The sequence below is a fragment of the Dietzia sp. PP-33 genome (genome assembly GCF_033790845.1).
GTDB lineage: Bacteria > Actinomycetota > Actinomycetes > Mycobacteriales > Mycobacteriaceae > Dietzia.
Genome location: NZ_JAMYEI010000002.1, coordinates 1 through 13,539 on the forward strand (window position 1 = coordinate 1; position 13,539 = coordinate 13,539).

The following is a 13,539-nucleotide window of genomic DNA, read 5'->3' on the forward strand; positions in this document are numbered from 1 at the left end:
GCTCGACAACAGACCCTGGACTGGGCAGCGGCACTGCATCCCCGCAGATACTCGGCACCACCGAAAGCACCAGCACTACCCACCACCACTGGCATCAACCTGTCTTGAGACAGGTTGACAACTTCCGAGCGGCTCACGCGGGAGTGCATGCCCAGGGGCGTCTGCGGAACAGGTGTACATCCGCGCGAGCGGATGCCGGTTTGCTCGTGGATGCCGGTTCGCGAGCGGATGCCAGTTCGCGAGTGGTTGCCGGGTCGTCAGCTCTCGAACTTGTATCCCAGGCCGCGCACCGTCACCAGGTGAACCGGCTTGCCCGGATCCTGCTCGATCTTCGACCGCAGTCGCTTGACGTGCACGTCGAGCGTCTTGGTGTCGCCGACGTAGTCCGACCCCCACACGCGGTCGATCAACTGACCGCGGGTGAGCACCCGGCCCGAGTTGCGCAGCAGGTACTCGAGCAGGTCGAACTCCTTCAGCGGCAGCGTCACCGTCGACCCCCGCACGGTCACCGTGTGCCGCTCGATGTCCATGCGCACCGGCCCCGATTCCAGGACCCCGATCTCGTCCGGCTGGTCACCCTCCGAGTCGGCTCCGCGCCGCAGGACCGCCCGGATGCGGGCGATGAGTTCGCGGGCCGAGTACGGCTTGGTCACGTAGTCGTCGGCCCCCAACTCCAACCCGACCACCTTGTCGATCTCACTGTCCCGCGCGGTCACCATGATGACCGGGACGCTCGAGGTCACCCGCAGCCGCTTGCACACATCGGTTCCGGACATGCCCGGGAGCATGAGGTCCAGCAACACGATGTCCGCGCCCTCCGCGTCGAAGCTCTCCAACGCGGTCGGGCCGTCGCCTGCGATGGTGACCTCGAAGCCCTCCTTGCGCAGGAGGAATCCCAACGGATCCGCCAACGACGCTTCGTCCTCAACGATCAGCACCCTGGTCACGGCACCTGGTCCTCTCCTTGTTGGTCGTGCTCGGCGGGGAGCGGAGCCCCCTCACCACCCGGCTCGACATGGGCCGGAAGTTCGAGTGTGAAGGTCGACCCGGTCCCGGGCCTGCTCCACAGACTGACGCCGCCGTTGTGGTTCTGGGCGACGTGCTTGACGATCGCCAGCCCCAGCCCGGTCCCGCCGGTCGCCCGCGAGCGGGCCTTGTCCACGCGGAAGAACCGCTCGAAGACGCGGGCCTGGTGCTCGGGCGCGATGCCGATGCCGCGGTCGGTGACGCGCAGCATCACGGTGTCCCCGTCGATCGCCCGGGTGATCGAGACCGGGGTCCGCTCGGGCGAGTAGTTGACGGCGTTGGAGACGAGGTTGGTCACCGCGGTGACCAGCAGGGTCCGGTCGCCGGCGACCTCGAGTCCGGACGGCGAGTCGGTGATCAGCTCGATCCCGGCCGCCTCCGCCGCGGACGCCGACCTGCGCATGGCCTCGTCCACCAGGTCGTCGACATCCACCGGCTCGGGGTCGCGGATCCGTTCGGCCCCCTGGAGTCGGGACAGCTCGATGAGCTCGGAGACCATCTTGCCCAGTCGGTGCGCCTCGCTCACCACGCGGCCGCCGAAGTACTCAACCGATTCGGGGTCGTCCTTGGACTCGACCAGTGCCTCCGCGAGCACCGCCATCGCCCCCACCGGCGTCTTGAGCTCGTGGGAGACGTTGGCCACGAAGTCCCGGCGCGCGGCCTCCATGCGCCGCTGCTCCGAGTCGTCGTCGGCGAAGACCACCACGAACTGCGCGCGGTGACCGCCGAGGATCTCGCTGCGCCCGCTCACCGAGGGGATCCGTCGGCGGCCCGCGACGACCTTGGCGGGCAGGTCGAACGCCGAGGGCTGGCCGTCGGCGAAGGTGGCCTGGGCGGCGAGCCACACGGGATCCACCAGGAGGCGGTCGTCCACGATGGCCAGCTCCGCGGCGCGACGGTTGTAGAGCACCACGTCCTGGTGGCGGTCCACCACGGCGAGCGCGTACGGCGCCTGGTGGTAGACCTCGCGCAGGACCTCCAGCCGGCTCGGCCCCTGTTCCTCGATCAGCCGCCGCTCGCGTCGGGCGTTCAACCGGGGGACCACGAAACCACCCACGACGAAGCCGACCACTGCGGCGACGATCGCGAGGGCGATCCCGAGACTGACCTGCACGTGCCAGATACTACGGTGTGGCGTTTCGGCTCACGCAGACGGCGAACCCCGTCCACCTGCGAGAAGTTCGCAGGTGGACGGGGGTTCACAGCGAGTTCACCGGCGCGACACCTACTTCCCGGCGCCCTGGCTGGCGACCGCCGCGGCACCGGCGGCAGCGGCCTCCGGGTCGAGGTAGGTACCGCCCGGGTTGGCGACCAGACCGGAGTCGTCGAAGCGGTAGATCAGCGGGATCCCGGTGGGGATGTTCAGGCCCGCGATGTCGGAGTCGGAGATGCCGTCGAGGTGCTTGACCAGCGCGCGCAGTGAGTTGCCGTGCGCCGCCACCATGACCGTCTTGCCCTCGGCCAGCAGCGGGGCGATCTCGGCCGCGTAGTACGGGATGAACCGGTCCACCACGTCCTTGAGGCACTCCGTCAGCGGCACCTCCGGCAGGTCCGCGTATCGGGGGTCGTCCGACTGCGAGTACTCGTTGCCCGGGTCGATCGCCGGCGGCGGCGTGTCGTAGCTGCGGCGCCACAGCATGAACTGCTCGTCGCCGAACTCCTCCTTGATCTCGGCCTTGTTGAGACCCTGGAGCTTGCCGTAGTGGCGCTCGTTGAGCTTCCAGTGGCGGACCACCGGAACCCAGTGCCGGTCGCAGGCGTCGAGCGCGATGTTCGCGGTGGTGATCGCGCGCCGCAGCAACGAGGTGTACAGGATGTCGGGAAGGATGCCCTCCTCCGCGAGGAGCCTGCCACCGCGGACGGCCTCTTCCCGGCCGATTTCCGTCAGGTCGACGTCGACCCACCCGGTGAACTGGTTGGAGGCGTTCCACGTGGACTGACCGTGACGCAGCAGGACGAGGGTTCCGTAAGCCATACAGCCATTATGACCCGACGCCCGAGGACTACGGTGCAGAGATGACCACACACGCCGGAGACACCCCCCGTCACCCCTCCCGGCCGTGGACCGCCCACTACACCCCGGGCACCACGCAGGAGCTCGACTACGGCACGACGACGCTGATCGACCAGTTCGACGACGCCGTGCGCACCTACTCCGACAGGCCCGCCACCGAGTTCTTCGGCCGCCTGACCCCCTACTCCGAGATCGGCGTCCGGGTGCGCCGCGCGGCCGAGGGCCTGCGCCGCCTCGGTGTGGAGCGCGGCGACCGGGTCGCGGTCCTGCTGCCCAACTGCCCGCAGGGCGTCACAGTGTTCTACGCAGCCCTGCGGATCGGCGCGATCGTGGTGGAGCACAACCCGCTCTACACCGCCGACGAGCTCGAGGGGCCGTTCGCCGATCACGGCGCGAAGGTGGTGGTGACCTGGAACGTCGTCGCGGGCATGGTTCGCGACCTGGCAGAGCGCCCGGGATCGGCGATCGAGCACGTCATCGCCGTGGACCTGCTCGACGAGCTCCCCGCGGTCAAGCGCCTGGCACTGAAGGCGCTGCCCCTGCCGTCCCTGCGCGCCTCGCGTGCCAAGCTCTCCGCGCCCGCGCCCGGCACTCTGGACTGGCGCGGGTTCGAGACCGGGCCGGAGCTGGACTTCTCCCATCCCCGCCCGCGGGCCGACGACCTCGCACTTATCCTCTACACCTCCGGCACCACGGGCACGCCCAAGGGAGCCACGCTCACACACGCCAACCTGGTGGCGAACGCCAAGATGGGTCAGGCCTGGGTGCCCGAGCTCGAGTTGGGACAGGAGCGCTTCCTGGCCTCCCTGCCGATGTTCCACGCCTACGGGGTGACGCTGTGCGTGGTGATCGGGATCGCGGTGGGCGCGCGACTGCAGCTCGTGCCCGCGCCCGAGATGGACCTGATCATGCCGATCCTCGCCAAGGACCTGCCCACCTTCATCCCGGCCGTCCCGCCGATCTACTCCAAGATCCTCGAGGAGGCGGGCGAGCGGGGGATCCCGCTGCACGGCATCCGGCACTCCCTGTCCGGCGCCATGAGCCTTCCCGCCGAGCTCATCGAGAAGTGGGAGGCGGCGACCGGCGGTCTGTTGGTGGAGGGGTACGGCATGACGGAGACCTCGCCGATCACCGTGGGCAACCCCATGTCGACGGCGAGGCGGGCCGGCAGCATCGGCGTCCCCTTCCCGGACACCGACGTCAGGGTCGCCGACAAGGACGATCCCTCGGTGGACGTCCCGGCCGGAGAGCCCGGCGAGCTGCTGGTCACGGGCCCGCAGGTCTTCCCGGGCTACTGGCGCAACCCCGAGGCCACCGCCGAGACCTTCCACGACGGCTGGATCCGCACCGGCGACGTGGTGGTGCAGGACCCAGACGGCTTCCTGCACGTGGTGGACCGCATCAAGGAGATGATCGTCACCGGCGGGTTCAACGTCTACCCCTCCGAGGTCGAAGCGGTCCTGCGTAAGGCACCCGGTGTCGCCGACTGCGCGGTGGTCGGCCGGAACGGGCCGGACGGGGGCGAACAGGTCGTGGCCGCGGTCGTCCTCGAGCCCGGCACCTCGCTCGACCCGGGCGCTCTGCGCGCCCACTGCAAGGCCTCGCTGGCGGGCTACAAGGTCCCGCGCGAGTTCGTGCAGGTAGACGAGTTGCCCACCAACCCGATGGGCAAGGTGCTGCGCAAGAAGGTCGCCGAGCAGATCAACCCCTGACCGGCTGCGCGTCCCGGCCCCGTTGCCCCGCACCCAGCACGCGCTCCGCGTCGAGTGGTCACAAATGCGCCGATATGGATCAGGCGACCTGGGGCGATGCGAACGGGATCGACCACTCGGCGCCGGGGGGCGGGCGGGGCGGGCGTCGGAGGGGGCGCCGGGGGCGGGCGGGGCGGGTTACTCCGGCTGGGGCAGGTCCTCAGTGAGGTGGCGGAACGCGTCGAGGTTGCGCAGCGGCTCGCCGCGCGAGACCCGCCACTCCCACTCGCGGCGGATCGAGGTGTGGAACCCGGTCTCGAGCAGGATGTTGAAGTCGTGGTCCGCGGCCTCCAGCACCTGGCCCAGCACGCGGTCGAGCTCCTCCTCGGTCACCGCGACCAGCGGCATCCGGCCCACCAGGTAGATGTCGCCGTTGTTGTCCAGCGTGTACGCCACCTGGTAGAGCCGCCGGTTGCGCTTCAACAGGTACTTGTAGACCTTCTCGAAGTCCTCGTCGGGATTGCGGCACACGAACGCCTCGACGCGCACGCTCTCCCGGTTGACCGTGAGATGGCAGGCCGTCTTGAGCCGCTTCTCCCCCGGGAGTTGCACCACGAACACCTTGTCGCCCGCGAGCGTCGACTCGATCTCGCGCGAGACCAGGAACTCCCGGATCAGCTCGAGGGTGGGGCCGTCGACGTCATCGGCGCCGCGCGGCGCGGTCTCGCCGTCGTCTTCCATGCGCTTGTTCTCGGTCGGGTCGATCATCGTGACTCCTTCTGGGTCGACGGCCTGGACTCGTAGGCGATTCGGGGCGGGAGCGGGTTCGGACGGGGGCGTGGTCGGGGAGACGCCGCGGGCCCGGTGCGGCCCCGGCACGCGGTCAGGAGGCGGTCGCCGCCGCTCGCCGCGCGCGGTACGCCGCCATCGTGCCCGCATACGAGGTGAGCAGACCGTCGGCAGTGGAGTCCCAGGAGAACCCGGAGGCGTGGACCGGGGCGGCCCGCGACATCGACAAGCGGCGCTCGTCGTCGTCGAGAAGCCCCGACAACGTGCTCGCCCACTCCCGCGGGTCGTGCCCGTCCACGGTGAGCCCGGTCCGTCCGTCGGCCACCGCCGTGGGCAGGCCACCCACCGCCGCGGCCACCACGGGCGTGCCGCAGGCCTGGGCCTCGAGAGCGACGAGACCGAACGACTCGGAGTACGAGGGCACGGCCACGATGTCGGCGGCGCGGTAGACGTCGACCAGCTCCGACGGCGGGCGCGGGGCGAGGAAGCACACCCGGTCGGCCACTCCCAGTTCCGCGGCCAGGTCCATGAGCGAGCGCGGCCGCTCGAGCCCCGACCCGCTAGGCCCGCCCACCACCAGCAGGCGTACGTCGCGGTGCGGCTGGTCACGGACGATCTCGGCCAGCGCGCGCACGATCACGTCGGGGGCCTTGAGCGGCTGGATGCGCCCGACGAACGCGATGACCTCCGACCGCTGCGCGAGCCCCAGCGCCCGGCGGGCCCGCTCGGTGCCGCGCTGGGTGCCGGGGGTGTACTGCTCGAGATCGGCGCCCGGGGGCACCACATCGATGTCGGCGGGGTCGGCGTCGTAGTAGCGCACGAGTTCATCCCGCTCGCCCGTGGTGTTGACGACGAGCCGGTGCGCGGCGTCCACGATCTGCTGCTCCCCGATCCGCCGGGACTCCGGCTCGGGGGTGTCACCGGCGGCCAGGACCGCGTTCTTGACCTCGGCCAGGGTGTGCGCGGTGTGCACCAGCGGCACGCCCCAGTGCTCGGAGGCCACCAACCCGGCCTGCCCGGACAGCCAGTAGTGGGAGTGGATGAGGTCGTAGTGCCCGGGCGCGTGACCGGCCTCGGCCCGCATCACCCCGGCCACGAAGGGGCACAGCTGCGTGGGCAGGTCCTCCTTGCGCAGACCCTCGAACGGGCCGGCCACGATGCTGCGCACCAACACTCCGTCGCCGGCCTCCTCGACCGGCGGCTGCGACGAATGCGTGGCCCGGGTGAAGATCTCCACCTCCACGCCACGGCGGGCCAGCCGACGTGCCGACTGCAGGACGTACACGTTGAGCCCGCCCGCGTCGCCCGTGCCCGGCTGGGCCAGCGGCGAGGTGTGGAAGGACAACACGGCGATCCGGCGCGGGAGGGGGGCGTCGGCGCCGGCGCGGAAGTCGGAAACGGTCACCTCACCGATTGTGCCCGCGACGACGACGAGGCGCACTCCGGCGGGCAGGTCCCGCCCGTCGCGGCGACGCCCAGAAGCGGCTACAGCGCGGCGGCGAAGGCGTCGAGCTCGGTGAGGAACCGTGGCATCTCCTCGATGAACGGTGCGTGCGCCGAGTCGGCGAAGCCCACGTAGTGGGCGTCCGGGATCATCTCGGCGTTGGCCTGACCGGCCGCGGGGAGCACCACCCCGTCGTGCTCTCCGTGCATCACCAGCGCCGGGACGGTCAGGCCGCGCAGGGTCTCGTCGTTGTCCACCCGCCGCGTGAGCAGCTTCTGCCGCACCGCCGGCGGCGTGGCCAGGGACAATCCGAAGATGCGCTGCCGGCTGGTGCCGTCGCCCGAGCGCATCATGGCGGTGCCGAAACTCGCCAGCGCGGAGATCGCCGTGGCCGGGTCCTCCTCGAACGCCCCTCCCGTGACCGCCATCATCGCCGGACCGACCGCCCCGCCGGCCGATCGCGAGACCGAGGTGACCGCGCCGCACAACACCAGTCCGGCGACCCGGCCCTCACCGCGTGAGGCCAGGTAGTCCGCGACCACGATCCCGCCGTACGACCAGCCCAGCAGGATCGCGCCCCCGCCGACTCCGCCCTCGCCGATCCCGGCCGCGTCCAGCACCGCCTCGAGGTCGTCGGCCCACTGCTGCGGCGAGTCGTAGCCGGCGTCGGCGACCGCCGAGTACCCGTGTCCGCGCAGGTCCACCGCCACCACCCGGAACCGCTCGGCGAGCGCCGCCAACAGCTCCGGCCCCCAGCAGGCACCGGACTGGGCCCAGCCGTGGACCAGGACCAGCGGGCGCGCCTCGGGGTCGCCGAGGACGCGGTAGGCGATGACGGTCCCGTCCGAGGAGACAGTGGAGGCGAGGGCGGGTGTGGGTGCGGAGCTCATGGGGATCATCGTGCCAGCCGTACATCTGCCGGGAGGGCGGCTCGGCGGCGCCACCCCTGGGCCCGCCGTCAAGAAATTCAGTCCGGGCCCATTGCACCGAGCCAACTCGCGGCCCACCCCACGCCGGGTGCCTGGGGCTCGCCCCGCCGGGTGCGCTGCCGAAATGGACCACCCCGCCCACACAAGTCGGCCGAGGCTGAGCGTTCCGGCAGCGCGAGCCGGACCGGGGCGGCTACCGTGGGCCAATGGCAACCACCATCACCCAGATCGACGCCGACGTCGTGGTCCGCGACTTCTTAGACGCCCTCATCTCGGGCACCGTCCCCGCCGCCGCCGACCTGCTGGCCGACGACGTGTGGTGGGCCAACATCGGGCTCCCGACCATCCGGGGCAAGCGCGACGTGGTCAAGGCGCTGGCCGCGATGGGCTCCAGCGTGGACTTCGACGCGGAGATCCACCACCTCGCCGTGGGGGCACCGGCGGACCCGTCCACCCCGGGATCCCCGACGATCGTGCTCACCGAACGCACCGACTACCTGGGGGTGGGTCGCTTCCGCTGCGGCTTCTGGGTGTGCGGGCGGCTCGAGGTCCGGGACGGCCTCATCTGCGGCTGGCAGGACTACTTCTCCAAGTCCGACATGGCTCTCGGCGCGGTGCGCGGTCTGGTGGGGATGATCACCGGCCGGGGTCGCTGACCTCGTCGTCGTCGCCTGGTGGTCCCCCGAACATCACGGGGTCGTCGACCCGCGTGCCCGCGCCGCCTAACCTCGACGCCATGACCACAGATCACGCCGCCGCCCGTGAGCGCCTGACCGCGCTGCCCGCCGACACCCGCGTCGCGGTGGTGACCGGTGCCTCCTCCGGCATCGGTGAGGCCACCGCTCGCGAGCTCGCGTCGCAGGGGTTCCATGTGGTGGTGGGCGCCCGGCGGTGGGACCGGCTCCAGGCGCTGGCGCAGGAGATCGGGGGCACGGCGCTGCCCCTCGACGTGACAGACCGCGACTCGTGCGACGCGTTCTGCGCGGCCGTCCCCCGCCTGCACGTCCTGGTCAACAACGCCGGCGGCGCCAAGGGCACGACCACCGTCATGGACGCCGACGAGGACCAGTGGCGATGGATGTGGGAGACCAACGTCATGGGCACCCTGCGTCTGGTGCGTGGACTGATGCCGGTGCTCGTGGAGACGGGCGACGGGCTGGTGGTGACCATCACCTCCATCGCCGCGCTGGAGACCTACGACAAGGGCAGCGGCTACACCTCCGCCAAGCACGCCCAGGCGGTCCTACACCGGACGTTGCGCGGCGAGCACCTGGGGGAACCCGTCAGGTTCACCGAGATCGCGCCCGGGATGGTGGAGACCGAGTTCTCGCTGGTCCGTTTTGACGGCGACGACGACAAGGCGGGCTCCGTCTACCAGGGACTGACCCCCATGGTCGCGCGCGACATCGCCGAGATCGTGGGGTTCGTCGCGAGCCGGCCCTCACACGTCAATCTTGACCAGATCGTGGTCAAGCCGAGGGACCAGCACTCCGCGATGCGAGCGCACCGGCGCTGAGTACACCCGCGGGGTCCTCGGCTGACCACGCGGCGGCCGCACCCCGATCGTCCCCCGTGAGGGTGCGGTCGGGGTGCGGCCGCCGCGTGATGCCGCCGGTGGTTTACTCGCCGGCCAGGCCCGCGGCCCAGTCGTACGTCTCGAGGTACGGGTCGGGTTCGATCGCCCCGTCGGACTCCCACACCGTGTAGATCAGGCCGTCGTCACGGATCTCGCCGACCCTGGCGGTCTTGGTGATGTGGTGGTTCTCGCCGTCCACGGTCACCTCACCACCGGGGGCGGAGATGGTGACGCCGTCGGCCGCGTCCTGAATCGCACCGACGTCGAAGGATCCGGCCTTCTCGACCATCGCCTTCCACAGGTACACACCGGTGTAGGCGGACTCCATCGGATCAGAGGTGACGCGGTTCTCGCCGAAGCGGGACGTGAACTCGGTGACGAATTCGCTGTTCTCCGGGCTGTCGATGGTCTGGTAGTAGTTCCAGGAGGCCAGGTGGCCCTCGACGTTCTGTGTGCCGATGGCCCGGACCTCCTCCTCACCGACGCACATCGAGATGACCGGCATGTCGTCGCTGGTCAGGCCCGCATTGGCGAACTCGCGGAAGAACGCGACCAACGAGTCGCCGACCACGACGTTGAACACGGCATCGGCGTCCGCGGTGCGGATCTTGTTGATGATCGTCGAGAAGTCCGTGGACCCGAGCGGGGTGTAGTCCTCGCCCCTGATCTCGATGTCGTTGGCTTCCGCGTACTCCTTGACGATCCGGTTGGCGGTATGCGGGAATACGTAGTCGCTTCCGACCAGGTACAGCGACTCGACCCCTTGCTCCTTCAGATAGTCCAGGGCGGGCACGATCTGCTGGTTGGTCGTCGCACCGGAGTAGAAGATGTTCGGCGAGGACTCCAGGCCCTCGTATTGTTGGCCGTAGTAGAGCAGGGCGTCGTTGGACTCGAACACCGGCAGCATCGCCTTCCGGCTGGCCGAGGTGTAGCCGCCGAAGACGGTCGCCACGCAGTCGGAACCGATGAGCTTCTCCGCCTTTTCCGCGAACACCGTCGGCTCGGAGGCCCCGTCCTCGGCGATGAGTTCGATCTGCTTGTCGAGGACTCCCCCGTCGGCGTTGATCTGCTCGACGGCGAGGGTGATGGCGTCACGGATGACGGTCTCGTTGATGGCGGTGCCGCCGGACAGCGAGTTGATGGCGCCGACCTTGATCGTGTCGCCGGAGGTGTCGACGCAGGATTCGGCGGCACTCGCGCTGTCGTCGGAGGTCCTGCTCCCGCAGGCCGTCAGGAGTGCGGCGACGGTGATGACGCCGGTCGCGGTGACGAATGAGCGTTTCAGTGGTGACATCGGGGTGCCTTTCGTGGGGAGAACTGACAACGGGATCCGGCTCGGGGTCGAGGCCGGACGGTCGGGAGGACTGGGTGGGGGTTACGTACTGAACAGCCGCGCCGCGGTGGTCTCGTGTCGCATCGCGGCGATCTCCAGCTCCGGCACGAACGAGGTCACCGACTCCAGTGGCGCGCACTCGGCGGTGCGTGCCAGGTCCGCGATCCACGGGGTGTCGTCGAAGAGGAGCTGCTGCGCGCGCATCGGTCCCGTGCGACCCAGGCGCACGGCCGCGGAGAGCAGGCCCGCGTAGCTCGAGCGGATCGCACCCGCGATCGCACGATCACGCTCGACGCCGAGCGCACGTTGGACCACTCCGTCGACGACGGCCTGGTTGCCGGGCGTGTGTCCCGCGACCACCAGGCCGAGGTAGTCACTGCCCGCGACCACACTGAGTACGCGCCGGGCGACCGTGGCGAGTTGCCTCCCACAGGACTCGGAGGAGGTGCGTGCGGCGCGGGTGATCTTGTGGACCCGGTCCAGGTGGTCGAGCCGGACGAGGGTCTCGGTGGAGTCCGCGAGCCACGCGTGCCCGAGGACGACCGCGTCGAGGGTCGCCACACTCCCGCGGACGTAGGCCCGGACCGCGTCACGGATCTCCGGCTCCCCTGCGGACGGGTGGAGCGCCAGCCACGCCTCCAGCCCGTTCGAGTGGACAAAGCGACCCGAGGGGAACGCGCTGTCGTGGAGTTGGAGCCAGGCCAGGTCGGCCAGCAGCGGTTCAGTGCCCATGACCGTGCGAGTGGCCGGAGTCGTCCGAGTGACCGGAGTCGTGGCTGTGATGGTGGTCCGCCGAGGTGTTGGTCCAGCCGTGCGCGGCGAGGGCCACCGAATCGACGCGACCGTGAAGATGCAGGTCCCGGAGCATCTGCTCCGCGGTGTCCGCGCTGGTCATGAGGGGGGTGCGGACCTCGTCCGCGGACACCTCCAGCGGGGCGTGCTGATTGCCCAGGATGTAGCCGAAGACCAGGGCTCGGCGAACCGCGTCGACGCCCACGTTGTCCGCGAACTCCACGACCACGGCGTCCTCGGCCGGCCGGGTGACGGCGACGACGGTCGTGCCGTCGTCGGCGATCACCGCACCGTCGGCCAAAAAGGTACTCCGCGGGAGGTTCAGGGTCAGGCGCCGCCCGGCGAGGCTCGTCAGCACCTGTCGGTGCTTCCGGGCGTCTCCCCAGGGAACCAGCACGGTGTCGACAGATCTCTGCGCGTACTCGGGATCGGTGATGTCTCCGAGGACCGTCGTCGCTTCCATGTCACATCCTTGGGTCTAGTGGTCCGAGACGGAGAACAGACCGTCGGACGAGGTTCCGGAGCTCCTTGTGGACCCGGTGGAGGAGGGGGGCGCGAGGTGCCAGGAGTCGGACGGAGATGCCGACATCGTCGGGAAGCGCGCTCGCCGCTCCGACGAGGCCCGGGATCGCATCCACCGCGGCGTTGACGTCCCCGGTGAGCTCGGAGAGATCGTGTCCGGGGGCGACGACGAGCATCGTGGCCACGTAGTCATGTCCACCGAGCACGCCGGGAACCCGGGGATCGCGGTCGGGGGGTGCGAGATGAACGGTGTCCCGCGCCGTGAGCCGATCGCCGAGGCGGATGTCCGTCCGGGCGGTGAGCGAGTGGTAGGCGAACCGCTCCCCGTGGCCGATCCGGCCCGAGGCGAACGCCTCCCAGCCGATGTACACGGACGTGTCGTGGACACTGACCTCGGTGAGTTGGCGATAGTCGGAACCGGCGTGGGGGATGACCGTCTTCGAGTCGTACTCGACCACGGAACCGGCGCCGACGTCGATCACCGTGGTCTGCGACGCCCCCTGTCCACCGGCGAAGACCTGGGTGGCCGACTGATAGGTGAGGTGGAGCGACGTGCCCGCGCCGGTGGTGACGCGGGTGACGAGGTCATCCCCGGGGAAGACACCACCCGTCGGGTTCTGTATGCACAGGAACGCCGCCGACTCGTTCTCCGGGTCCGCGTACATCGGCACGGTGATGCGTTGCGGGAACTGCTGGCGCAACGAGCCGATCCGGGTCCTCCCGGCGCGCCCACGCACGAGCGTGCAGTCGAGCAGACTCTCCGTGGTGCCGTCGGTCCTCGTGGGACTCACGGCGCCGATGCCATGTCGTCCAACATCGCCCCGTGCACGATGAGCCCGAAGAGCTCGTCGAGCCCCGAACCGGAGCCGAGGTCGGTGAACACCGAGGCCCTGCCCGGGCGGGCGATCTCGACATCCGACCGCATCCGCCCGAGATCAGCACCGACGAGCGGGGCCAGGTCGATCTTGTTGATCACCAGCAGGTCCGCCTGGAGCATCCCGATGCCCTTCTTGCGTGGGATGTCGTCGCCTGCCGCCGTGTCGATCACGAAGATCCAGTAGTCGACGAGGTCGGAGGTGAAGGTCGCCGCCAGATTGTCCCCACCGGATTCGATCAGGACGACCTGGAGCCCGGGGAACGCCCCCTCGAGACGGGCGACCGCCGTGAGGTTCGCCGAGGGGTCCTCCCTGATCGCGGTGTGCGGGCACGCACCGGTCTCGACAGCGAGGACGCGATCGGGATCGATCAGACCGCTGCGGCGCACTCGCTGCGCATCCTCGTCGGTCATGAGGTCGTTGGTGATCACCGCGGTGTCGATGCCGGCCGCGGCGAACATCGGCAGCAGCCGCTCGAGGAGTCGGGTCTTTCCGGACCCGACGGGTCCGCCGATACCGATACGGATTGCTTCGGCCATTCTGGGTCT

14 protein-coding genes are annotated in these 13,539 nt (G+C 70.0%); 3 read left to right on the top strand and 11 right to left on the bottom strand.

All coding sequences use genetic code 11. The annotated features are described in order from the left end of the window. Positions 1-257: 257 nt before the first annotated feature. From NJE57_RS04115 to NJE57_RS04125, 3 genes are all read right to left on the bottom strand, one after another. Entirely contained in the window at positions 258-947 is a 690-nt protein-coding gene (locus NJE57_RS04115; protein ID WP_319027105.1) for a response regulator transcription factor, read from the bottom strand. Continuing rightward, positions 944-2,140 carry a sensor histidine kinase gene (locus NJE57_RS04120; protein WP_319027107.1) on the bottom strand — a complete coding sequence of 399 codons (1,197 nt, stop codon included), beginning with the start codon at positions 2,138-2,140 and terminating at the stop codon, positions 944-946. The genes NJE57_RS04115 and NJE57_RS04120 overlap by 4 nt, the downstream gene beginning before the upstream one ends. A 111-nt stretch (positions 2,141-2,251) precedes the next feature. Further along, positions 2,252-3,001 (bottom strand): phosphoglyceromutase, encoded by a 750-nt coding sequence (locus NJE57_RS04125; protein ID WP_319027109.1) that lies wholly within the window; start codon positions 2,999-3,001, stop codon positions 2,252-2,254. Between the two features lie 41 nt (positions 3,002-3,042). On the opposite strand from NJE57_RS04125, the gene NJE57_RS04130 reads away from it, so the two are divergent. Next, the gene (locus NJE57_RS04130) at positions 3,043-4,752 is read left to right on the top strand and encodes a long-chain-fatty-acid--CoA ligase (RefSeq protein WP_319027111.1); all 1,710 of its coding nucleotides are present in this window, start codon (positions 3,043-3,045) and stop codon (positions 4,750-4,752) included. Between the two features lie 177 nt (positions 4,753-4,929). Here the strand turns inward: NJE57_RS04130 and NJE57_RS04135 are convergent, their stop codons facing one another. The 3 genes from NJE57_RS04135 to NJE57_RS04145 all read right to left on the bottom strand — a co-directional run bounded on the left by NJE57_RS04135 (position 4,930) and on the right by NJE57_RS04145 (position 7,854). Beyond that, the gene (locus NJE57_RS04135) at positions 4,930-5,472 is read right to left on the bottom strand and encodes a YbjN domain-containing protein (RefSeq protein ID WP_413464362.1); all 543 of its coding nucleotides are present in this window, start codon (positions 5,470-5,472) and stop codon (positions 4,930-4,932) included. A 142-nt stretch (positions 5,473-5,614) separates the two neighbouring features. Continuing rightward, on the bottom strand, positions 5,615-6,925 hold the full coding sequence (mshA, locus tag NJE57_RS04140; RefSeq protein ID WP_319027115.1) for a D-inositol-3-phosphate glycosyltransferase: 1,311 nt from the start codon (positions 6,923-6,925) through the stop codon (positions 5,615-5,617). 80 nt (positions 6,926-7,005) lie between these two features. After that, the gene (locus tag NJE57_RS04145; protein ID WP_413464355.1) at positions 7,006-7,854 is read right to left on the bottom strand and encodes an alpha/beta fold hydrolase; all 849 of its coding nucleotides are present in this window, start codon (positions 7,852-7,854) and stop codon (positions 7,006-7,008) included. Between the two features lie 245 nt (positions 7,855-8,099). On the opposite strand from NJE57_RS04145, the gene NJE57_RS04150 reads away from it, so the two are divergent. Further along, entirely contained in the window at positions 8,100-8,549 is a 450-nt protein-coding gene (locus NJE57_RS04150; RefSeq protein WP_319027118.1) for a limonene-1,2-epoxide hydrolase family protein, read from the top strand. An 80-nt stretch (positions 8,550-8,629) separates the two neighbouring features. Then, positions 8,630-9,409, top strand: coding sequence for an SDR family oxidoreductase (locus tag NJE57_RS04155; RefSeq protein ID WP_319027120.1), 780 nt, complete (start codon positions 8,630-8,632; stop codon positions 9,407-9,409). A 103-nt stretch (positions 9,410-9,512) separates the two neighbouring features. Here NJE57_RS04155 and urtA read toward each other — a convergent pair whose 3' ends face one another. The 5 genes from urtA to ureG all read right to left on the bottom strand — a co-directional run bounded on the left by urtA (position 9,513) and on the right by ureG (position 13,530). After that, positions 9,513-10,763, bottom strand: coding sequence for an urea ABC transporter substrate-binding protein (urtA, locus tag NJE57_RS04160; protein WP_319027122.1), 1,251 nt, complete (start codon positions 10,761-10,763; stop codon positions 9,513-9,515). An 81-nt stretch (positions 10,764-10,844) separates the two neighbouring features. Then, complete coding sequence (locus tag NJE57_RS04165; protein ID WP_319027124.1) at positions 10,845-11,534, bottom strand: urease accessory protein UreF; 690 nt, start codon at positions 11,532-11,534, stop codon at positions 10,845-10,847. Next, positions 11,524-12,057, bottom strand: coding sequence for an urease accessory protein UreE (locus tag NJE57_RS04170; RefSeq protein WP_319027126.1), 534 nt, complete (start codon positions 12,055-12,057; stop codon positions 11,524-11,526). Before NJE57_RS04170 ends, NJE57_RS04165 begins: the two co-directional genes overlap by 11 nt. 1 nt (position 12,058) lies before the next feature. After that, a complete protein-coding gene (locus NJE57_RS04175) occupies positions 12,059-12,907 on the bottom strand; it encodes an urease accessory protein UreD (RefSeq protein ID WP_319027128.1) in 849 nt (282 codons plus the stop codon). Then, positions 12,904-13,530, bottom strand: a complete 627-nt coding sequence (gene ureG, locus NJE57_RS04180; protein ID WP_319027130.1) for an urease accessory protein UreG — start codon at positions 13,528-13,530, stop codon at positions 12,904-12,906. The genes NJE57_RS04175 and ureG overlap by 4 nt, the downstream gene beginning before the upstream one ends. Between the last annotated feature and the right edge of the window lie 9 nt (positions 13,531-13,539).